Origin of the sequence: Streptosporangium sp. NPDC023615 (genome assembly GCF_040640155.1) — a bacterium.
Classification (GTDB): Bacteria; Actinomycetota; Actinomycetes; order Streptosporangiales; family Streptosporangiaceae; genus Streptosporangium.
Window position 1 is genome coordinate 203,815 of sequence record NZ_JBFABE010000006.1, and the last position, 21,646, is coordinate 225,460.

General features: G+C 73.6%; 13 protein-coding genes. 2 read left to right on the forward strand and 11 right to left on the reverse strand.

The features are described from left to right. The first annotated feature begins 235 nt into the window (after positions 1 to 235). Positions 236 to 1,321 carry a polysaccharide deacetylase family protein gene (locus AB0G16_RS07430; protein ID WP_362800105.1) on the forward strand — a complete coding sequence of 362 codons (1,086 nt, stop codon included), beginning with the start codon at positions 236 to 238 and terminating at the stop codon, positions 1,319 to 1,321. A gap of 52 nt (positions 1,322 to 1,373) precedes the next feature. Here AB0G16_RS07430 and AB0G16_RS07435 read toward each other — a convergent pair whose 3' ends face one another. The 5 genes from AB0G16_RS07435 to AB0G16_RS07455 are packed head-to-tail and all read right to left on the reverse strand — an operon-like array spanning position 1,374 to position 11,006. Further along, positions 1,374 to 4,259, reverse strand: a complete 2,886-nt coding sequence (locus AB0G16_RS07435; protein ID WP_362800108.1) for an NHLP bacteriocin export ABC transporter permease/ATPase subunit — start codon at positions 4,257 to 4,259, stop codon at positions 1,374 to 1,376. Next, positions 4,256 to 6,520 carry an NHLP family bacteriocin export ABC transporter peptidase/permease/ATPase subunit gene (locus tag AB0G16_RS07440; protein WP_362800110.1) on the reverse strand — a complete coding sequence of 755 codons (2,265 nt, stop codon included), beginning with the start codon at positions 6,518 to 6,520 and terminating at the stop codon, positions 4,256 to 4,258. Before AB0G16_RS07440 ends, AB0G16_RS07435 begins: the two co-directional genes overlap by 4 nt. A 14-nt stretch (positions 6,521 to 6,534) precedes the next feature. Beyond that, a complete protein-coding gene (locus tag AB0G16_RS07445; RefSeq protein ID WP_362800113.1) occupies positions 6,535 to 7,347 on the reverse strand; it encodes an HlyD family efflux transporter periplasmic adaptor subunit in 813 nt (270 codons plus the stop codon). 6 nt (positions 7,348 to 7,353) lie between these two features. Then, positions 7,354 to 8,760 carry a SagB family peptide dehydrogenase gene (locus tag AB0G16_RS07450; protein ID WP_362800116.1) on the reverse strand — a complete coding sequence of 469 codons (1,407 nt, stop codon included), beginning with the start codon at positions 8,758 to 8,760 and terminating at the stop codon, positions 7,354 to 7,356. A gap of 17 nt (positions 8,761 to 8,777) precedes the next feature. Further along, on the reverse strand, positions 8,778 to 11,006 hold the full coding sequence (locus AB0G16_RS07455) for a TOMM precursor leader peptide-binding protein (RefSeq protein WP_362800119.1): 2,229 nt from the start codon (positions 11,004 to 11,006) through the stop codon (positions 8,778 to 8,780). Between the two features lie 586 nt (positions 11,007 to 11,592). Here AB0G16_RS07455 and AB0G16_RS07460 point away from each other — a divergent pair. Continuing rightward, complete coding sequence (locus AB0G16_RS07460) at positions 11,593 to 14,103, forward strand: AAA family ATPase (protein ID WP_362800122.1); 2,511 nt, start codon at positions 11,593 to 11,595, stop codon at positions 14,101 to 14,103. 154 nt (positions 14,104 to 14,257) lie between these two features. Here AB0G16_RS07460 and AB0G16_RS07465 read toward each other — a convergent pair whose 3' ends face one another. The 6 genes from AB0G16_RS07465 to AB0G16_RS07490 all read right to left on the reverse strand — a co-directional run bounded on the left by AB0G16_RS07465 (position 14,258) and on the right by AB0G16_RS07490 (position 21,542). Continuing rightward, a complete protein-coding gene (locus tag AB0G16_RS07465) occupies positions 14,258 to 15,673 on the reverse strand; it encodes an NAD(P)/FAD-dependent oxidoreductase (RefSeq protein ID WP_362800125.1) in 1,416 nt (471 codons plus the stop codon). A 100-nt stretch (positions 15,674 to 15,773) separates the two neighbouring features. After that, the gene (locus tag AB0G16_RS07470) at positions 15,774 to 16,595 is read right to left on the reverse strand and encodes a VOC family protein (protein WP_362800128.1); all 822 of its coding nucleotides are present in this window, start codon (positions 16,593 to 16,595) and stop codon (positions 15,774 to 15,776) included. A gap of 847 nt (positions 16,596 to 17,442) precedes the next feature. Beyond that, positions 17,443 to 18,240 (reverse strand): alpha/beta hydrolase, encoded by a 798-nt coding sequence (locus AB0G16_RS07475; RefSeq protein ID WP_362800131.1) that lies wholly within the window; start codon positions 18,238 to 18,240, stop codon positions 17,443 to 17,445. Next, a complete protein-coding gene (locus AB0G16_RS07480; RefSeq protein WP_362800134.1) occupies positions 18,237 to 19,133 on the reverse strand; it encodes a Rieske 2Fe-2S domain-containing protein in 897 nt (298 codons plus the stop codon). The genes AB0G16_RS07475 and AB0G16_RS07480 overlap by 4 nt, the downstream gene beginning before the upstream one ends. Next, positions 19,130 to 20,344 carry an NAD(P)/FAD-dependent oxidoreductase gene (locus AB0G16_RS07485; RefSeq protein ID WP_362800137.1) on the reverse strand — a complete coding sequence of 405 codons (1,215 nt, stop codon included), beginning with the start codon at positions 20,342 to 20,344 and terminating at the stop codon, positions 19,130 to 19,132. Before AB0G16_RS07485 ends, AB0G16_RS07480 begins: the two co-directional genes overlap by 4 nt. Beyond that, positions 20,334 to 21,542, reverse strand: a complete 1,209-nt coding sequence (locus tag AB0G16_RS07490; protein ID WP_362800140.1) for a cytochrome P450 — start codon at positions 21,540 to 21,542, stop codon at positions 20,334 to 20,336. The genes AB0G16_RS07485 and AB0G16_RS07490 overlap by 11 nt, the downstream gene beginning before the upstream one ends. Positions 21,543 to 21,646: the final 104 nt, after the last annotated feature.

A 21,646-nucleotide genomic window follows, 5' to 3' on the forward strand; every position in this document is an offset into this window, starting at 1 on the left:
CGCCGCCGGGCCGTCGAGCCGTCGCGTTGAGGAGTCCTGACGGCGTCGAGCCGCCGCGCGCGGGGTCCTGAGGGCCGGGAACGGGTGACGGCCGGTGCCGTCGTGGCGTCGTGGTGGCGCGTCGGCGCGGTGAACCGGCGGTCGATGTCCCATCCTGGTGATGTGCCCGGCCAAGATCACGCGGGGGAGCCGGCCGGGATCGATCGTCGCCTCCGCGCCGCTTTCGGGGGGAAGCATGCGGGTCTGGACGGTGCCCATGGTGATGCTGATCGCGGTCACGGGGGGTCCCTCTCCGATCAGCCTGGTGGGATCGGTGGAACCGGCGACGACCACCGTGTCCGCGGTGTCCGCCGTATCAGCGGTGCCCGTGCCGGTGCCGGAGGCCGTGTCGACCACCGTGCCCACCACCGTGTCGACCACCGTGCCCACCACTGTGCCCACCACCGTGCCGGGGTCTGCCACCGGTACCGGCGCCGGGACCGGCGCCGGGACAGAGGCCCGCGCCGGGTCCGCGCCGGTCCCCGGGCCGCTGCCGGGTGCGGGATCGGTCCGGGCCGGGGCGCCGTGGGACGTCGTGACGCGGCGGGCCGAGGACCGGACGCCCCGACGAGGTCCCGAGCCGCCCGACACACCCGAGACGCTCGCGCCGTCCGAGCCGCCAGAGCCGTCCGGGACGCTCGTGCCGCCCGTGCCGCGCCCGCCCCGTCGCGTCGACTGCGAGCGGGTCAGGTGCGTGGCGCTCACCTTCGACGACGGCCCGGGACCCTACACCGGGTGGTTGCTCGACATCCTCGCCGAGCGCCGGGTCAGGGCGAGCTTCTTCGTCGTCGGGCGGATGGTGTCCGGGGAGGACGAGGCCGTCCTGCGCAGGATGGTGGCCGAGGGGCACGAGCTGGGGAACCACACCTGGAACCATCCGCAGCTGACCCGGCTGCCGTACGGGGACATCAGGCAGGAGCTGGGCCGCACCCAGTGGCTGGTCAAGCGGGTGACCGGGGTGACGATGAACCTGATGCGCCCGCCGTACGGGCTGACCGACCCGCGGGTGGCCGCGGAGAGCCGCCACCTGGGGCTCGCCCAGATCCTGTGGAACGTCGACACGCGCGACTGGCACGACCGGGACGTCTCGGTCGTCGCCCACCGCGCGGCCGGGGCCGGACCGGGCTCCATCGTGCTGCTGCACGACATCCACCCCTCCACGGTCAGGGCCGTCCCGCGCCTCCTGGACGACCTGGCGGGCCGGGGCTACCGCTTCGTGACGCTGTCGGAGCTGTACGGGCGGCGCCCCGCGCCGGGGAGGAGGCACTACCACAACCCCTGACCGCCACGCCCGGCCGCGGTCAGGTCCTCCCCGGGGACGGGGCGCCCGCCGGTCAGCAGAGCTGGCGGGCGGCCAGCCGGGCGAAGAGCCCGTCCGGCACGGCCAGCAGCTCCTCGTAGGTGCCCTGCTGGACGATCCGCCCCTCGTCCATCACCACGATGCGGTCGGCGTCCACCACGGTGGAGAGCCGGTGGGCGATCACCACCCGGGTGGCGTTGAGCCGGTGGGTGCTCTCGGCGACCAGGCTCTGCGTGGGGTTGTCCAGCGCGCTGGTGGCCTCGTCGAAGAACACGATACGAGGCCTGGCGATCAGCGCGCGGGCGATCATGATGCGCTGCCGCTGGCCGCCGGAGAACGTGGTGGTGCCCTCCGAGAGCACGGTGTGCATGCCCATCGGCATGGCCTTGATGTCGGCGGCGAGCCCGGCCATCTCGGCGGCGGCCCACGCGTCGTCCACGGTGTAGGTGCTGCTGCCGATGATGTTGGCCTGGATGCTGCCCGCCTGCAGCGCGCCGTTCTGCAGCACCACCCCGCACTGGCGGCGGACGGCGGAGACGTCGAGCTCGGCGAGGTCCTGGCCGTCGTACAGGACGGTGCCGGACAGGGGCGTCTCGAAGCCGAGCAGCAGGCGCAGCACCGTGGACTTGCCGCTGCCCGAGGGGCCGACCAGGGCCACGAACTCGCCGGGCTCGATCGACAGGGCGATGTCGTCCAGGGTCAGCGGTCCGTCGGTGCCGTAGCGGAACGACACCCGGCTGAGCGCGAGCCGTCCCGACAGGTCGCCGGGGTCGGCCTTGGTGCCGTCGGTCTCCGGCCGGGCCTCCAGGATGGGTTTGATGTTCTCCATCATCGGCACCACGCCCATGGCGGTGACGGCGGCGGCGGTGAACTGCAGGCTGGAGGCCAGCAGCAGGCTGAACGCGGTGAAGAACGGCAGGAACGCCGCGATCGGGACCTCGCCCTTCAGCGGGCCCGCCACCACCGCGAACACGATCGCCGTGCACACCAGCGGGAACCCGGCGTTGAACGTGGTCACCACGTTCTGCACGCGGCGGGCCGAGGCGATCAGCGCGCGGCCCCTGGTGACCTCGCGCGTCCACTCGGCGAACGCCCGCTCCTCGGCGGCGGCGGCCCGCAGCTTCGGCATCGCGGTGAGCATCTGGAAGACCCGGGCCGACAGGGTCTGCTCGTGCCGGTACGCCTCCCGCTGCCAGCGCAGCTGCGCCCGCCCGGCGCCGAGGGCGAACCCGACCCCGAACAGTGTGAGCGCCATGGCGATCAGGGCCAGCCGCACGTCGTAGAAGAACACCAGGACCAGGTTGGCCGACCCGGTGAGCAGGCCCAGCGTGGCCGTGGTCAGCATGCCCGACAGCATCTCCTGCGCCGAGCTGATGCCCAGCACGGTGGTGCCCAGCTCGCCGGTGGAGTAGCGGGTGAAGAACCCGGCGGGCAGGGAGAGCAGCCGGGTCCACAGGCCCGACTGCATGGCCGAGGTGGAGCGGCTCTCGATCCTGAGCACGGCGATGTTCTGCACCACCGACAGGGCCGCGATCACCATCCCGGAGGCGATGACCACCAGGGAGCCGTGCACGATGAGGTCGACCTCGGCGCGGACCGTGAACACGCCGAGCACCTGGCCCGTCATGATCGGGACGATCAGTCCGAGCAGGGCGACCAGCACCCCCATGGCCGCGAACCGCAGCAGGTCACCGCGGCTGCCGCTGAACAGGCCCAGGCGCAGCAGCGCGCCGACCGACCTGACCGAGGCGGGCAGCGGGCGGTACAGCACGTGCGCCCGTTCGGTCACGTTGCGGGCGACGACGGCGGTGACCGGGGTGACCACGCCGTCGTCCACCATGACGTAGCCGCGGCTCAGCGGGAGCAGCGCCACGTGGCGGCCCGTGGAGTGGGTGCCCACCATCGGCCCCAGGTCCTTCTTCCACCACGGGCCCTCCAGCCGTACGACGCGGGTCCGCACGCCGGAGGCCAGCGCGATGGCCTGCAGGTCGTCCACGGTACGGCCCTGGCCGCCGTGCCGCACCGGCGGCCGGACCTCGAAACCCAGGTGCGCGCCCACCAGCCGGGCCGAGGCCAGCGAGGGCGGGTCGGCGGCCACGTCGGCCAGCCGTACCTGGGAGTCGGTGTCCCGCAGCACGGCGTCGAAGCTCCGCACGGCCTGCGTCAGCACGGTGCCGTCGTGTTCGCTGAGCGCGGCCAGGGTGGCGCGCTCCTCGTCGCGCCGGCGGTCGATGCGCGCGTCGATGCGGGTCAGCAGGCGGACGGCGTGGGAGCTCAGCAGCTCGCCGAGCGCCCCCTCGCCCTCGCCGGAGACGGAACGCAGCGTGCGGGCCCGCAGCCGGGTGCCGGTGCGGGCGACCAGCCACTCCCCCTCGGTCAGGCAGACGTCGTCGCCCGCGCCGAGCAGCGTGCCGTCGCTGTCGCCGATCTCCAGCTCGCCGGCCTCGACGCGCACGCACAGGACACCGTCGACCGACCGCACGGTGGTGTCCGCGTCCAGCTCGGCCGTCCCGTCGGCGGGCAGCGGGACGAACTGGCGGGGCGGCAGGGTTCCGCGCAGCGCGCCCGCGAGCAGTTCGACGCCGTGACCGAGCCCCTTCATCAGCCAGTCGGTCGCCTCGGCGGGCAGCCCGCCCGTCTCCGCGATCGGGACGCCGGAGAGCACGGCGCCGGGCACCGGGCGGGCCACGATCACGTGCCGCGGTCCCGAACGCACCCCCCAGGCCAGGACCGTGCCCGTCTCGGCCCGGCCCAGGAAGTTCCAGCGCCCCTCCAGCTCGCCGCCGGCCGTCCGTACCGCGAACAGGTCGACCGCGCCGGCCTCGACCAGCAGCAGCCGCCGGGGATCGTCGAGGATCATGAATCGTTCGGTGCCGAGGTCCACCCGGGTGGTGGCCCCCAGGAGGCCGGCGGGGATCACGCGCCGCCCCCGGTCTCGAACAGCCGGGCGTAGGGGCCGTCGGCGGCGAGCAGTTCCTCGTGGGTGCCGCGCTCGGCGATCCGGCCGCGGTCCAGGACGATGATCTCGTCCGCGTCGCGGACGGTGGACAGCCGGTGGGCCATCAGCAGGCAGGCGCAGCCGCGGCGGCGCAGGTTGTCCATGATGACACGTTCCGTCTCTGGGTCCAGGGCGCTGGTGGCCTCGTCGAGGATCAGCAGGGTCGGTTCGGCGGCCAGGGCGCGGGCCAGCTCCAGCCGCTGCCGCTGACCGCCGCTGAAGTTGCGGCCGTCCTCGCGGACGAAGGAGTTGATCCCGCCGGCGCGGGCCTGGACGGTGTCGAAGACGGCGGCGTCGCGCAGCGCGGCGACCACCACCTCGTCGGGGACGGCGTCGTTCCACAGCGTCAGGTTGTCGCGCACGGTCCCGGAGAACAGGGCGATCTCCTGGTCGACGTAGGCCATCGAGGCCGCCAGCACGGTGCGCGGGATCTCCTCCACCGGGCGTCCGTCCAGCAGGATCCGTCCCGAGCGCGGCTCGTACAGGCCGGTCAGCAGGCGGCCCAGGGTGGACTTGCCGCTGCCCGAGCCGCCCACGATCGCGATCCTGCTGCCCGGCATCACGGTCAGCGAGAGACCGTGGATCATGGGGGCGGACAGCGGGCCGTACCCGAAGGTGATGTCCTGCAGGTCGAGGCGCCCCTCCAGGCGGGTGCCGAGCGCGACACCGTCCTCGGCGCCTTCCGCGCGCTCGAAGCAGCGGGCGATCGGGTAGCGCTCCACGTCCTGGATGCGCTTGATGTCGATGGTGAGGTCCTGCAGGCGGCCGCCGAGGTTGGTGAGCTGGGTGACCGGCCTGCTGAGCGCGGCCAGCAGGGTCTGGAAGGACACCAGGATGCCGATGCTGAGCACGCCCTCCACCACCCGCAGCCCGCCGACCAGCAGCATCAGCCCGGTGTTGACCGTGGCCAGCAGCGGAGGGACGACGATCAGCAGGGCGGTGGGCACGCCGAGCCGCTGCTGCGCGGTCACGGCCTTGGCCAGGAAGCCCGCCCAGCGGGTGAAGGCGTCGGGCTCGCCGCCGGTGGCCTTCACCGTCTCGATCATGCTGAGCGTGGCGAAGGTGGTGCCGGTGAGGTTGCCCCGGTCGTTGCGGAGCGTGGCGACCGCGTCCTTGCGCACCCGGGAGACCCAGCGCAGCACCACCATGTTCAGCGCCGCCATGCCGACGCCGATGACGCCGAGCAGCACGTCGTAGCGGACCAGCAGGGCGGCGTAGAACACCACCAGCACCAGGTTGATGACCGTCAGCGTGAGGTCGCGGGAGAGCACCTCGGCCACGGTGTCGTTGGTGGAGACCCGCCGCGACACCTCGGCCGGGCGGCGTTGCAGGAAGAACTCGATGGGCAGCCGGAGCAGGTGGCGGAAGAAGCGGGCGGAACCGGCCAGCCCGATCCTGATCTCCAGCCGCAGCAGGTAGAACTGCTGCACCGAGGTCAGGACGAAGACGACCAGCGCGGTGAACGCCATGGCGACCAGCAGCGCCGGCAGGTAGCCCGGCGCGTGGCCGCTGAGCACCTGGTCGATGAAGACCCGGGAGTAGGCGGGCCCGGCGATGCCGGGGATCACCAGCAGCGCGCTGGCCAGCAGCACCAGCGGCAGCGCCCGCCCGCTCGGCAGCCGCCACCGCAGCAGCGCCGCGCCCAGCCTGCTGCGCTCGCCGCCGGGCGTGAAGTCCGGTCCGCGCTCGAACGTCAGCATGATGCCGGTGAAGCCGGAGTCGAAGTCCGACCACTCCATCAGCCGGGGTCCCCCGGAGGGGTCGTTGACCGCGACCATGGTGCGGCCGAACCGGGTCGTCACCCCCTCGACCACCAGGAAGTGGTTGAACGCCCAGAAGATGATCACCGGTCCGGTCTGCTTGCGCACGTGCTCGGCCTCGACCTGGAAGCCCCGGGCGACCAGCCCGTAGGAACGTGCCGCGGCCATCACCGAGGACGCCCTGGAGCCGTCCCTGGACACCCCGCACCGGCCGCGCAGCTCCTCCAGGGGCACGTGCCTGCCGTAGTGGGCCAGGACCATCGCCAGCGCGGCCGCCCCGCACTCGACGGCCTCCATCTGCATCACGGTCGGTACCCGGTGGGGGCGCCTGCCGCGCGGACGTGAGGGCCGCCGCCCCCGCCCCCGTTCGGGCGCGGTGGCGGGGGTGGGCGGTGGCGGGGCGGGCAGGGTGGTGTTCGTCATCGGTGGCTCCTTCGTCAGCGCCCGAGCAGCAGGTCGAACGGCCTCTGCTCACCCAGGTGGATGGAGGCCGTCACGCTCACCTGGGAGTCGAGACGCACGGGCGGGCCCTGCGCGGTCGACCAGGCGTACCCCGAGCGCGTTCCGGAGTCGGGGATCAGGTCCACGATGATCATCAGGGGGGCGTGGCCGGCGCTGTACTTCCTGGCGGCCAGCTCGCCGCCCACCAGTCCGGCCAGCGCCTCCTCGGTCAGCGGGTAGCGGCTGACCGAGGTGACCTTGCCGCGCAGCAGCCCGAAGACGGCGGCGGGCGCGGTGGCGACCGACAGGTCGACCAGGCGGCCGGGGGAGATCAGCGCCGTCCGGTCCGCGGGAACGAACAGCATGGCGACCAGGCGGTCACCGGCGACGTCGGTCCGCTCGACCGTGGCCACCGTGGTGCCGACCGGGACGACCTGGCCGTCGCTGATCGTGGTGTCGACCACCTGGCCGGCGAACGGGCTGGCCACCGTCCGCAGCTCGCCCTCGGCGTCCTGCAGCTCCACGATGCCCTGGCCGACGGTCACCGATTCGCCCGGCCTCACCAGGACGCGGCGGGCCATGCCGGTGTGCAGGCTCTGGATACGGGCCGTACCGCCGGGGTGGGTGAGAAGGCCCGGCGCGCTGACCGAGATGCGCAGCTCGTCGGCGAACGACCAGAACAGTCCGCCCGCCATGGTGATCATCACCACGAACACCGCGATCCAGCCGCGCGGGGTCACCAGCAGCGTGGGGGAGTCCAGCTCATCGGGTTCGCGGGCCCGTTGCAGGGCCTTGTATCGGAATTGCAACGCGGTTCACCCTTCCATGCGGGGGCGGGAGCCGAGGACGAGCTCCCCGACGGTGCCCTCGAGGAGCGGGTCGCGCCCCGAGGCGGTGGCGAAGGCCGCGGCGTCGCCGCCGCCCAGGCCGCACACGGCCAGGTTCATCGCGGTGGCGACCAGGTAGAGGGTCTGGTAGAGCACGCCCACGTGTTTGAGCACCAGGGGGTAGGCGACGGTCTCGTACTTCCACATCACCCGGCCGAACCGGGCCGCCACCAGCAGCACCACCTGCGGGTCGGCCTCCAGCATGGCCGCGCCGCGCGCCTCGGAGACCAGCGCCGCCGTGGCCCTGCCCGGCTCGGCGACGAGCTCCAGCTCGTGGCGGTCGGTCGCGTAGTGCCACAGCCCCGGCGGCACCCCCTCGCACGCCGTCACCAGCGGGTAGACCTCAAGCTCGTGCACGGCCCCGCCGCTGGGGTAGGGCCGGTCGGCCAGCTCCTGGCCGTCGCCGCCCGTCATGGTGCCCCGCCTGCGCAGGGACCGGTAGAGCAGCTCGCCGAGCTGGTCGAGGGTGATCGGCGCCTCCGTGTCCTGGGCGCGGATCGAGCGGCGCCGCTCCAGCACCTCGGTGAGGGAGGGGTCGGCGGCGGCGATCCGCTCCAGGTCCGGTACGGGCAACGCGACCGTCCGGGTGCCCGCCGGCGGCGGGGAGACCGGCTCCGGCGGGAAGCGGTCGCCCAGGGGGTGGGTGCCGCCGTAGCCGGAGGCCGAGGCGGGGGTGCGGGTACGGGCGTGGAAGGCCAGGTCGCCGGGGTGCCACTGGGCGTGGGAACGCTCGGCGGTCTCCACGTCCTCCCCGGGTCCGCCCGGGGCCAGCAGGCCGGCCGTGGCCAGCAGCCGCAGGATCGGGGCGGGGACGCCGGTGCTCCAGGCCGCCAGTTCGCCGAGCAGGCCGGCGGCCCGCGGCGCCAGCTCGACGGCCAGGTGACGGCCCGGCGCCTGAAGGGTCAGCGTGCCGTCGACGACCCGGGCCTCGGCGAAGCGCGACAGCCGCGCGGGTCCGGCCGGGGCCGGGGCGAGCAGCGTCGTCCCCCGGCCGACCAGGCGGAGCCTGGCGATGACCTCACGGCTCTCGCGGGTCCCGCCGTCCTCGCCGTCCGCGCGGTCCTCGCGGTCCTCGCGTACGGCGTGCTCGACCAGCCCCGAGGTGTTCAGGCCGCGGAACAGCATGTGCCAGCGGAGCAGTCCGGTCTCGCCGTCCAGCGCGGTCACCGCGGCGGCCAGCTCGGCGTCGTCGCGGTCGCCGTCGGCCAGGAGCTTCAGGGCCGCGCCCTGACCCGGCGTCAGCGCCTTGAGCGGGACGGCCGTACCGGCCAGGTCGAGGTGCTCGCCGGTGAACGACACGTCACGGCGGAACCGGGAGACGATGGTGGGGTTCATGTGTCCGGCCGCCCGTCTCAGAAGAACACGTTCCAGGAGTTCATCTCCTCCTGGGGTGTGGGACGGTCGAGCCAGCCGAGTCTCACCGGCGTGTCGTAGATGCGGCCGGGGCCGAGCCGGCGCCAGAAGTGCCGCAGGCCGGGCGCCATCACCTTGACGACGCTCAGCTCCAGGTCGGGGCGGGTCTGGTCGACGACGATCACCTCGGAACCGGCCTCGGCGATCGTGTCCACGCACCGGCGCACGACGGCGGCGAGCTCGTTGGGGGCCGGCGGGCCGACCGTGACCGGCGGGAGGTCGGGGTGGGGCAGAAGCCAGGGCTCGGAGGCGAGCTTGGCCTCCTTGCACCAGGTCAGCAACCCCGGGTCGTCGGCGCGGTACCTCGTGTTGCCCTGCTCGTCGCGTCCCTCGATCGTCGGCAGGAACTGGTTGAGCTCGGTGAGCGCGCGGAAGGCCGCGATGCGCGAGTCGGGGTGGGCGCCGAAGCCCACCATGATGTCCTCCACCTCGTGGCGGCGGCGCGAGAGCGCGGCGTACACCGGGATGCCCAGGTCGGTGGTGAGGTCGAGCATCCACAGGTCGCGGTCCATGCCGTCGTAGAAGGCCCGCAGCTCGCCCACGTAGGGGTCGTTCAGGGAGTCGAGGTCGAAGCCGCGGACGCGCGCCCGGTTGTACCACCACAGCGCCACGGAGTCGCGCTCCACCAGCTCGCACAGGCCCTGCAGGATCGCCTCCTCCAGGGTGTTGCCGGCCGCGCTGCCGTTGGAGTCGCCGATGCAGAAGAAGTGCTCGTTGAGGTCGGGGTGGCCGTACCAGGCGTAGGCGGCCGGGACCAGCCGCTCCTCGTCGCGGGTCAGCGACCAGGCCCGCGACCAGTCGAACGGCGCGGTCTCGTCGAAGGGGTCGGGCACGAGCTGCAGCCGGTGCGCCGGGTCGGCGTTCCACTCCTTGCGCCCGGCCCGCTGCTCGTCGGAGAAGAGCAGCAGCCGGTCCGGGTGCACGGCCGTCGCCGGGTCCAGGTCGGCGAAGGCGGCCCGGACGACCGGCTCGTCCCCCCGCCACACCCCCGAGTAGCGCTCGATCGCCTCGCAGACCGCGCTGACCTTCGCCTGGATCTCCGAGCGTCCCTTGCCGCCGCTCTGCCCGCGCAGGTTGCGGCGGAGCAGGTCCATGCTGTCGTTGACCATGGCGAAGTTGTGGCCGGCGGCGTAGCTGTAGGTCAGGCCGTTGGCCTCGTCGCCGATCGGCATCAGCTTGGTGATCGCGCCCAGCAGGGGGCTGATGTGCTTCTGCAGCCTGTCCAGGGTCTGCTGCGGCTTGTCGACGCGGTAGCCGCCGTCGGTGGTGTGGCTCGCCTGCCGGGGGGCGAGCACGATCTTGGGGTTGCGCTCGACCGGCACGCCGCACGAGGGGCACTGCGGCTGGCGGACGAGGGAGTGCCTGGCGGTCTCCAGGGTGCTCATGTCGAGGGTGACCATGGTGCCGCAGATCGCCCCGGGCTCGCCGGTCGCCACGATGCGGGCGATCTCGGACGCGAGCATCCCGGACAGCGCCAGCGGTCCCGCCGCGGTCCGCGCGCGGGCCGGGCTGTACGGCACCCGCTCGCCGCGCTTGCCGGCCAGGTAGCGCTCGAGCTGGCGGTTGCCGGCGAGCCGCTGCTCCAGGCACGACCAGCACCCGGTGTGGTCGGGGTCGAAGAAGGGGCCGAGCCAGGGGCTGACGCCGCCCGGCCTGGCCAGCAGCCAGGGCCGTCCGGCCGCGAGCTGCAGCGTGTTGCGGTGCTCCAGGGCACGGTCGAGGTAGTCGTCGACGAGCACCACCGACACGCCCTCGCCGGGCACCTCGTCGATCGGGCCGGAGCGCACCGTCAGTCCCAGCGCGGCCAGGGCGTCCACGACGGGGGCGGGGTCGACCCCCTCGGCGGCGGAGACGGTGACCGGCGCGCCCGCGGCGACGGCGGCCGGGTCGACGTTCAGCGCGTCCCAGTAGGCCAGCACCTCCTCCGGCAGGTCGGGCCTGCCCTCGGCGAGGTGCCCGGCCGCCTCGTAGCGGCGCAGCGTGGCCAGCACGGTGGTGAACGGCAGGGTCCCGGTCAGCTCCTGGACGATCTCACTGACCGTCCTGCGGCCGTCGAGGTAGGGCAGCACCGCCACGGCGGCCTTTCCCGGCACCAGGAAATCCTTGCCCTCGGCGAACAGGAAGACCCGCTCGCCGTCCACGACGTCCACATGGAAATGAGCTTTCAATCGCGGGCTCTCCATCGGCATTCCCCTTTTTCCACGCTTCCGGACAACCGGCTTCACGCGAATTTAAACACGGCGGTACGGGGTGGGAGAATGCGTAAAAAAACCATACGCATCGTCCGGCCCGATACTTAGGTATCGACGGTCCGGCGTCAGTATCGGCACGGCCGGTGAGGGTTCGTGGCGCTCCGGAGGGAGCGCCGCCGGACGGGGGCACGTGCCGGGTCCGCCCGGGCGCGGGCCGGTCCCGTCCGGGGTCCTCCGGCGGCGCGGGCGGGCCCCCGGATGACCGGGAACGGCGTTTTCGCTGGTGATGACGGCTCTCAAGGGGGGAGGCGGCGCGTTCCGGCGCCGACCCGGCGCGAACGCGGCGGGGAGCGAGGCCGCGGCGGCGCGGCGCGGAGCGGCGGCGCGGGTCGTGCGCCGGGAAAAAACGGGCCCGGCCTGGGGGAGGGCGCCGCGGACCCCGCGCGCGGGCCCGGAGACGTCCTCACGCGCCGCGACTCGCGCCTGTCAACAAAGCGTACGCTTTCCAGTCATTAAGAAAGAGATCGTTGAGATCCAGATCGAGGTAATGGACGATGGACGCATGGCCCCCCTTCTCCACAGGGACAGAGAACTGGCTGTATTTCGTGAGGCTATCGACGAGCTCCGTATCGGCCGGCCGACCGTCGCGACGATCCTGGGGGAGAACGGAATCGGCAAGAGCGCCCTGCTCAGTGCCGTGACCGACCTGCTGCCCTCCCGCAGCCTGGTGCTGCGGGCCCGCTGTCATCCCAGCGAGAGCCGTTTCGCCTACGGCATGGTCCGCCAGCTCTTCGACCCGGTCCTGTCCGCCGGCGGGCGCCCCCGCAGGCAGTTCGACCGCGCCGCCACCGACGACGGCGTCGCCACCTACGATCTGCTGACGGATCTGTTCCACATCACCCGCGACCTGGTCGCCGAGCAGCCGGTGGTCATCGCGATCGACGACCTGTCCTTCGCCGACCTGCCGTCGCTGCGCTGGTTCTCCTACATCGCCCGCCGTCTGGACGACCTGCCGGTCATGATGGTCGCCACGTTGCGCGAGGGCGCCCCGTCGGGGCCGCTCGCCGAGCTGTCCCGGCTGCCGTACGCGCGGTTCATCCAGCTCCGGCCGATCTGCGCCACCTGCACGGCCGACTTCGTCGGGCAGACGCTGGGCGCGCCGCCCGACGAGGAGCTGTCGGCGTTCTGCCACACGCTCTCCCAGGGCAACCCGCGCGTGCTGCGCGAGCTCACCACCCGGATGCGGCACGCCAGGGTCATCCCGGGCCTGCCCGACCTCGACCGGGTGCTGGAGATCGGCGCGGCGGCCCTGTCCGACACCGTGCTCGAATGGCTGCACGACGACGACGCGGTGGCCTCCGACCTGCTCACCCAGCTCGCCGTCATGGGGCCCGACACCGACGTCGACGTGGCGGCGATGCTCTCCGGCCAGGGAGAGCTGGAGCTCCAGAAGGCCCGCCGGACGCTCGTCCAGGCGGGTCTCATCACCGCGGAGCCGCCCGTACGGTTCAGCAGCACCCTGGTCCGGGCGGCGGCCCTGTCGCGCCTCGACACCCGGACCCGGCTCGACCTGCACGAGCGGGTGGCCGCGCTGCTGGCCAGGATGGGCGCGCCGGCGGCCCAGACCGCCGAGCACCTGATGCTCACCACCTCGGCCTGGGGGGTCCCGGTGCTGCGCGCCGCGGCCACTGAGGCGGTCACGGCCCGCAGGTACGCCGACGCGGCCCGCTACCTGCGCCGCGCGCTGTCCTGCTCCGACGACCCCGCCGTCGTGCACGAGCTGACCCTGCAACTGGGCAGGACAGAGCTCCACCACGACCTCGACTCCTGTGCCCGGCACGCCGAGGCGCTGGTCACCGGCGCCCCCGACACCGTCCAGCCGTCCAGGTCGCTGCTGTACCTGGCCAGTCCCGCGCTGGCCGCCAGCACGGTGGGGGCCCGGCCGTTCGTCACCGTGGTGCAGGAACTGGCGACCGCGCCGGACCCGCCGCGTGAGTCGCTGCTCCGGCTGGGCGCGCAGGTCCTGCTCTCGGGACACCGCGCCGGGTTGCGCAGGGCGGCCCGGATGGCCGTGACGGGCGCCCCGGACGCCGCCTCCAGGGAGTTCTCCGGCGCGCTCGCGGCGATGGTCGCGGCGGGCGGACGGCACCCGGGCACCGCCGGGCGGCTGGCGGCGCGCGCCACACTGTCCAGCTCCCACCTGGGCCGTTCCGCCGGGAGCGGGCTGGTGGGCGCCGCGCTGGCGTTCGCCTGGACCGGGCAGCCGGAGGAGGCCATGGCGACGTGCTCAAGGATCCTGGAGCACGCCCGCGCCTGGCAGCAGCCGGAACTGCGCGTGCTCGGGCTGCTGATCCGCTCGGACGTCGCCTACCGGCGGGGGGACTCGGCCGACAGCCTGCGGGACGCGATCGACGCGCGGGACGGGGCCGAGCGGATCGGCGCGAGCGCGCTGACCGCGGCGGCCCGCGCCTGCGGCGCGCGCGCCCTGATCCAGATGGGCGAGACGCAGGACGCCACCGTGCTGATGCGCGAGATGACGATCCCGGTGGACGCCCATCCGCTGATCAAGAGCCTGATCCGGGAGGCCCAGGGAATGATCGCCGCGGCGGCGGACGATCACGTCACCGCGCTGAGCCTGTTCCTCGACTGCGGGCAACGGCTCTCGGCGCGCGGCGTCACCAACCCCACCTGCCTGCCCTGGCGCGCGCACGCGGCCAAGGCGTACAGCGCGCTGGGCGAGCACGCCGCGGCCCGGACGATCGCCGCCGAGCCGCCGGCGGCCACCGGCCACGCGCCGGACGCCTCGCACGCGCGGGTCCAGGGGGAGACGCGGGCACAGGAACCGGCACAGATCCAGATGCACGACCGGACGCAGGAGCGGACGCGGGGCCAGATCCTGCTCACCCCCGCCGAGCAGCGCGTCGTCGAGCTGGTACGCCAGGGCATGAGCAGCCTGGAGGTCGCCGAGCGGCTCTGCCTGAGCAAGCGCACCATCGACACTCACCTGGGCCGCATCTACCGCAAGCTCGGCATCCGGGGGCGGCACCAGCTCGCCGCCGCCCTCGGCGTCTGACCGGCCGGTCGATCGGACGAGAGGCGGGCGTCCCGCCGGACGACCGTGAACGGCCGGAAGACCGTGAAGGCCCTTGACCGGACGGCCCCGAAGGGCGACCGGCCTGACGAGGACCGCGCCGTTCGGCGCGGTCCTCGTCAGGTGGGGGGTTCGTTCAGCGCGGCGTCGCCGGTTCGGCGGCGCGCCCGATGCCCAGCCTGGGCTCGGTGACCAGGTACAACCCGGCGGCGTCGGGGTCCTGGCGGACACCGAGGTCCGGCTCGGGCGTCTCCGCGGCCACGGCGTCCCGCGCGGTCAGCTCGGTGGCCAGCACCATCGCGTCCAGCGGGGTCGCGCCGCCGGAGCGGGTGGCGTCGTCCAGGTCGGTCAGGCCGGAGGTGATCGAGGCGAAGGCGCTGTCCGGGGCCACCTCGACGCCCCTCTTGCGCATCAGCTTCGGGTACTGGCCCCTGGCCAGGCGCTGTGCCAGCCAGAAGTACTCGGCCTTGCCGCGGTACTGCTCGTAGAACCCGGCCACCATGGAGAACATCCGGCCGTAGGCGTTGCGGTACAGGGACTCGTAGAACCCCAGCGCCTCGGACTCGGTGACCTCCCCGGCGTGCGCGGACAGGATGGACGCCGCGGCCAGCGTGCCGCTGTACATGGCCAGGTGCACGCCGGTGGACAGGAGGGGGTCCAGGAAGCACGCCGAGTCGCCCGCCAGGAAGTAGCCGGGGCCGCAGAAGCTGGCGGCCGAGTACGAGAAGTCCTGCTCGATGCGGGCCTTGCCCTTGAAACGGCCGCCCGAGATCAGCTCCGAGACCGTCTCCGACTCCGCGACCAGCGCCAGGAACATCTCGTTCGAGGTGGGGAACTCGGGCCTGCGGGCCAGGAAGTTGTCCTGGTGGGTGACGAAGCCCACGCTGTAGACGTCGCCGCTGAGCGGGATGACCCAGTACCAGCCGTGCGGGGAGGAGATCACGTTGATGCCGCCCCGGGGGGTCCTGGGCAGCAGGCCGCCGCCCTGGTAGTACCCCCAGATGGCGACGTTGCGGAAGACGTCGAGCTGGGTCCGGTCGCGGAAGTGCTGGGCGGAGAGCACCCCGGCGCGGCCGGAGGCGTCCACCACGTAGTCGGCCGTGCTCCGGCGGGCCTGTCCGTCGAGCACCCAGTCCACGCCCACCGCGCGGCCCTCGTCGAAACGCACCTTCTTCACGTGGGCCCCGTGGACCACCTCGACGCCCTGCTCGGCGGCGTGCTTGAGCAGGACGTCGTCGAAGTCGGCCCGGTCGACCTGCCAGGAGCGCACCTTGTCGCCGAAGAGGTCCGGCCAGTTGATGGTCCAGTCCCGCTCGGCGCCCCAGCGCAGCAGCAGGCCCTCCTTGACGGTGTAGCCGCGGGCCTCGATCTTCTCCCGTACGCCGACGAGGTCGATGATGGCGCGGCAGGAGGAGGAGATGGACTCGCCGACGTGGTAGCGCGGGAACGAATCCCTTTCCAGGAGACGGACCCTGGCACCGGCTCGCGCCAGCAGGGCCGAGGATATCGATCCGGCGGGACCCCCGCCTATCACCACTACGTCAGGCGCCATGAAATTCCCTTCCCACGCGATGACCACTGCAGCGAATTTTCGCAGAAAGGGATGAAATTAGTTAATACGCATTTATACGCATTTTGATGCGCATTTTCCTTCAGCCGCCGATGCGGGGAGCGATGGAACCGGCCGCGGGGCCGGTGGCGGGATCGGTGGCGGTGCCGGTGCCGGTGACCGAGGAGACGGAGCCGCCGGAGGAGAGGGCCGCGGCGAGGCCGAAGACCGCGCCCAGCGGATCGGCGAACAGGCCGTCCCCCAGCGGGCGGGCCCCGGCCGCCCGAGCCGCCCGGGTGACCCGGTCCATCCGGTCGGCCCGGTCCGTCCGGTCCGCCCGGTCCGCCTGGTCGGTCCGGTCCGCCCGGTCCGGCGCCGGGTCCCCGGCGCCGAAGAAGGGCACCCAGGCACCCCGGGGAGAGGAGCGGATCACCGGGGTCGTCCCGCCGTACAGGTTCCGGTAGAACTCCTCGGCGGCGTCCGGGGCGGGGGTGTGCAGCTCGGCCGCGCACAGGGCGCCGGGCTCGTCGACCAGGACCACGCCCTCGTCCCTGCCGCCCTCCCAGAAGCCGACCGCCGCGCCGGTGGCGTCGACGGCCAGGCAGAGGCGGCCGTCGCCGCCCGCGGGAACCGGGCCCACCAGCACGCGACCGCCCAGGCGCCCGACCTCCTCCCGGGTGCGGGCGAGGTCCTTGGAGGCCAGGTAGACGTTCCAGGACGAGCCGAAGGCCGGGCCCATCGGGCTGGGGCCGAGCCCGCCGATGATCTCTCCCCGCAGGGTGATCAGGTGGTAGCCGCGGCCGTTCTCCTTGACGAACTCCCAGCCGAAGAGGTCGCCGTAGAACCGTTTCGCGCCGGTCGGATCGACGGTGACGTGATCGACCCAGCAGGGTGTTCCAGGGCCGTACGAGAGCCGCCGGGGCATGAGAACTCCTTCAGGAGCCGGTCGTCGATGAGCGCCGCGGCCGCCTCGGCGCCGCCGGACTCGGGCATGCGCAGCCGGTAGCGGGGCACGCCGGCCAGCTCCGTGGCGGTCGGGGGCCAGACGTGCGCCTGGAAGTCCGACGGCTCCAGCCTGCAGCGGTCGCTGTCTCCCTGGCAGAGCCTGATCAGCGTGGGCGGGGCGAGCCTGGCGGTGATCGGCACCGGCGTGCCCAGCCGCTCCGGGCGGACCAGGACGGACTGCCCGGCCAGCGTCGGCCGGGCCGGGCGCCAGAGAGCGGGGTCGGCCTCCAGGCCGATCAGCCCGCTCGCGCGGGCCGCGTCCAGGGCGTCGCCGCGCAGGTCCAGCGGGGTGAGGAAGGGGAGGGTGTGGCCGGTGGCCCGGTCGACCACGAGGAGCTGGCCCGAGACCGGCCGCCAGGACTGCGCGGCCAGCGAGACCGCGACCTCGGCGCAGGGCGAGCAGGCGCTGCCGATCAGTGCCACCGTGGCGTCACCCTTGGCCAGGACGACGGCGCGCATCACCAGGAAGTGATCCTCCAGCACGGCGAACGGGGGGACGGGCGGGGGCATGGTGCCCCACCCCCGGAACGCGCGGCGCTGCAGCAGCATCCCGTCCTCCCGGTGGACCAGCAGCTCCCCGCCGGACGCCTCGTTGCTGAGGAGCTTCACCGCCAGATGCGGCTTACCGGCCTTCACCATGTGGGAGCCGAACAGGAAGGCCATCTCGGACGTGTCCATGTGCGTCACGGCGAGGACTGTCAGGCCGAAGAACTCCAACAACAGGGACAAGCTACTTCCCCTTACCACTTCTCGTTCGACCCGTACGATCAGCTGACTTTCCCTACCATCTCAGGTAGTGACAGCCCTTGAAATACGGCAGCAGATGCTATTTCTGGGCGTTCCAGTAGGGGGAGATGTGCCGAATCGGGGATCACTCGCACCTCGCATCCAGGGACGTTACGGCGCAGGGTCTCGGCGTTGGCCGTGAAGGCCGGCATGTCGGAGTCACCGACGATCACCGTCGTCCTGGCCCTGACCCGCGCGAGGTCCTCGGGCGGGTGCCGGTGCATGCCGAGCATCGCCATCGCCCCGGTGTCCAGCTCGGCCCAGGAGTGCCTGCCGATCACCTCCCGCAGCCGGGCCCGCAGCGCGGGACGCGCCTCGGTGCCGCGGAAGATGTCGGGAGGGGAGTCCATCCACAGCTCGGCCATCTGCTCGGGCGCGCCGCGGGCCCGGCGCAGCGTCATCAGCTCCAGGTACCGGCGCCGGGCCGCGGGGTCGGGGGGCGCGCCGCCGAGCGTCGGCGCCGCGAGCACCAGGTTCCGCACCACCCCGGGCGCCTCCAGGGCCATCTGCAGCGTGACGCTGGAACCGAAGGAGAGCCCCACGACCCGGTGCGCCCCCTCGGCCTCGGCGAAGGCGGCCAGCCGCAGGGCGAGCGCGGGCAGCGTCTGGCCGCGCCGCAGCGGCTCGGACCCGCCGTGACCGGGAAGGTCCACACCCAGGTGACGCCAGCCGGGGAGCAGCTCCCACAGGGGTCGCCACAGCGTGGAGTCCATGGTGTAGCCGTGCACCCACAGCACCGCGGGACCCGTTCCCGACTCGATGACGCGCAGCCCGTTCACGCCTGCTCCCGGAAGGTCGCGCAGAACTCCCGGTAGGCCACGACCGCCGCGTCCCTGACGTCCAGGCGCGGCACCGCCCGCGGGTTCAGCCGTTCCCAGATGACCGCGTCCTCGTCCAGCGCCCGCTCGCTGCCCTGGACGAGCAGCGGCAGTTCCCCCCGCTGCTCGGCGCCGACCCCGATCGCCACCCGCACCGCGCACCCGCCCCTCTCCCGCGGCACGGCCGCGGTGACGATCACCTGTTCCCGGCCCGGTGGCCCGAACAGGGTGACGACCACGCCGGGGCTGTAGGCGCGGGCCAGGAAACGGGAGCGGATGATCCGGGGGCCGCCGGTGTCCGCCCCCGGCCGGGCGCCCATGACGAACTCGCCCTCCATGACCAGCTCGCCCTCGTCCCCGTCGCGGTGCGCCATCGCCCGCACCCTCGGCACCTTGTGCACCTCGGTGAAGTGGTCGATGTCGAAGGCGTTCTCCACGACCAGCAGGGGGTCGGCCTCCATCGGCCTGCTCACGGCCGCGGTCAGCGGGTGGCCGTCGGCCAGCTCCTTGATCGCCCGGGTGAACCCGCGGTCGTCGTCGGGGCCGTCGGAGAGCCGTACGAACACGGCCTCGCCGGAGACGAGCACGTGGTGCTCGGCCACCGACAACCGCCTGGAGGTGTCGCCCAGCCCGATCCGCCGGCCGTGGAAGGGGCAGACCAGGCAGCCGTCGGCGAGCCGGCCCCCGTAGCCCAGGTGCGCGCCCCGGTGCGGGCAGTCGGCGTCGAAGACCCGTATCCCGGTCCCGTCCCGCACGGCCACCAGCCGCCGGGTCCCTAGCTCCAGGGGGGTCACCTCGGCGTTCAGTTCGGAGGTGAAGACCGGCAGGTGCCAGCCGGAGTGCGGTGCCGTCATCTGCCCATCGCCTTCAGTAGCCGTTCGGCGGCGTTCGTCCCGCTGACGATCGCTCCCTGGACCCACGGCGGCCGCGTTCCCGAGACCGTCGCCTCTCCCGCGAAGAAGAGCGTGTCCTCGACCGGTTCGGCCCAGCGGGCCGAAGCCCCCTCGGCGCCGAGCCGCGGCGCGGTGAACGCGCCCCGGCTCCACGGGTCGCTTCCCCAGTCGGCGACCTCGGTATCCAGCACCCGGGCCCCCGCCGTCCAGGGCAGGGCCACGACGAGCATGGCCGCCAGGTCGGGGCCGGTGGCGGCCCGTACGCAGGCGGCGGCCGCGTCCCTGGCCACGATCAGCACCTCGGGGCGTCCCTCGCGGCAGCTCACGAAGCCGCTGACGCCGTCGGCGTCGAACACCGACGCCGTCTCCGGCGCCGGGGCGGACAGGGTCGCGACCACGCAGCAGCCGTCCCCGGGCGTCAGCTCCCGCGCGGCCTCGGCCTTGTGCGCGGGAAGGTCCTCGATGGTGAGCGTGCCGCAGGCCACGACGGCGGGCGGGACGGTCACGACCACCCGGCCGGCCTCCACGGTCCCGCCGGCCGTTCGCGCGCCGACCCGTCCCGGCGACCAGCCGAGCACCTCGACGGGGCGGCCGACGTGCACCTGAAGGCCCCGCGCGAGCCGTCGCGGCAGGCGGTCGAAGCCGTCGGGGACGACGAACTCCCCGTGCCCGGCGGTGTCGCCCCGCTGGGCCGAGGACACGCCCCGGGCACTGAGCCGGTCGGGGTCGGTCGCCCAGATCTGGCGGAGCCACTCGCTCGCCACCGGCGCGGGCCCGCCGTTGTCGCGGAGCCAGTCGTTCACGGAAACGCCGTCGGCGGCCCCCTCGGCGTTCAGCCTGGCCTCCATCGTCCACGGCGGGCACGGCGTACGGGCCAGCGTCCCCATGGGGCGGCCGACCCGGCCGCTGATCACCCGCGCGGCGGTGGGGCGCGGCGCGGTCTCGGTCTCCACGAGCGCGCGGGCGGGGTTGCGGTCGCCGTGCACGACCTGCGCGCCCAGCTCCAGCGACGGCCCGCCGTCCGCGGGACGGAAGGTACGCACCCGCCCCCCGATCCGCGGCCTGGCCTCCAGGACGACGGTGCGCACCCCGGCCCGGTCCAGGATGGAGGCGCAGGTCAGCCCGCTGACCCCGGCTCCGATGACGAGGACGTCGGCGACGTCAGCGCGCATCCCCGCCTCCCAGGTCCACCGGAAGGGCGCGGAGCCGCCGGGGGATCAGCGTCGAGGCCCAGGCGGGCCGCGGGTCGGCCAGCGACGCGGCCGGGAACCGTTCGGCCAGCCGGGACAGCAGCACCGCTCCGGTCTGCCGGACGAGCTGCGCCGCCAGGCAGAAGTGCGGCCCGCCGCCGAAGGCCATGTGCGGGTTGGGCGAACGGTCGAGCACCAGGTCGCCGGGTCTGTCGAAGACGGCCGGGTCCCGGTTGGCCGCGGCCACGATCGCCAGCACCCGGGAGCCCCGGGGCACCTCGCCGCCGGGCAGCGTCACGTCCGTGAGCGCGACCCTGGCGGTGAACGGGATCGGCGCCTCCAGCCGCAGCAGCTCGTCCACGGCGGTGCGCGCCAGCTCCTGCCCGCCGGTACGGAGCGCGGCCAGCGCCTCGGGCCGGGGCAGCAGCCAGTACATCGCGTTGCCGATCGCCTCGGCCAGCGGCTGCCACCCGCCGACCACCGCCAGCCCGAGCACCCCGAGCGTCTCGGCGTCGGTCAGCCGGTCGTCGGCGACCAGACCGGCCAGCGGGCTCGGCGGGCCGGCCGCGTCCGAGGACAGGGCGGCGCAGTGCGCCTGGAGGAACCGGGTCAGCTCCTTCATGGCGGACCGGCCCAGTGCCGCCACCTGCGGTCCGGCCAGCGGGTCCAGATTGATCGAGGCCGCCTGGGCGAGCTGTGAGAAGACCTTCCGGTCGCTCTCGGCCAGCCCGAACAGCCGCAGGAAGACCGAGGTGGCCAGCGGGCTCCCGATCCGCTCGATCGCGTCGACCACGGTCTCGGCCGCCAGGCCGTCGAGGAGGTCGTCCACGTCGGCGGCGATCCCCTCGGCCACCGAGGCGATCGCGGCGGGGCCCAGCAGGAGCAGGCCCGGCGTGCGCAACCTGGTGTGGTCGGGCGGGTCCGTGGTGAGCATCGACGGCGGCAGGTCCTCGTCGCGCGCCCGTCCCTGCTGGCCCGCGCTCGCGGAGAAGGCCCGGTCACGCAGGACGGCGGCGCAGTCGGCGTGCCCGGTCACCAGCCACAGCCGCGCCATGGGGTCGTGGTGGACCGGGGAGCGGGAACGCAGCCAGTCGTAGGCGGGGTAGGGGTCGGCCCGCCCCGCCGGGGAGAACGGGTGGGGGATGTGGGCGGGAAGGCGGACCTGGGTGCTGACCGTCACGCGTGGAACTCTCCTTCGATATGCACGGACGGCACCGGGGTCCACGCCCGCGACGGGCGGCCACCCCCCCGACCGGCGCCCGTCGTCCTCGCGGGTCCCTGACC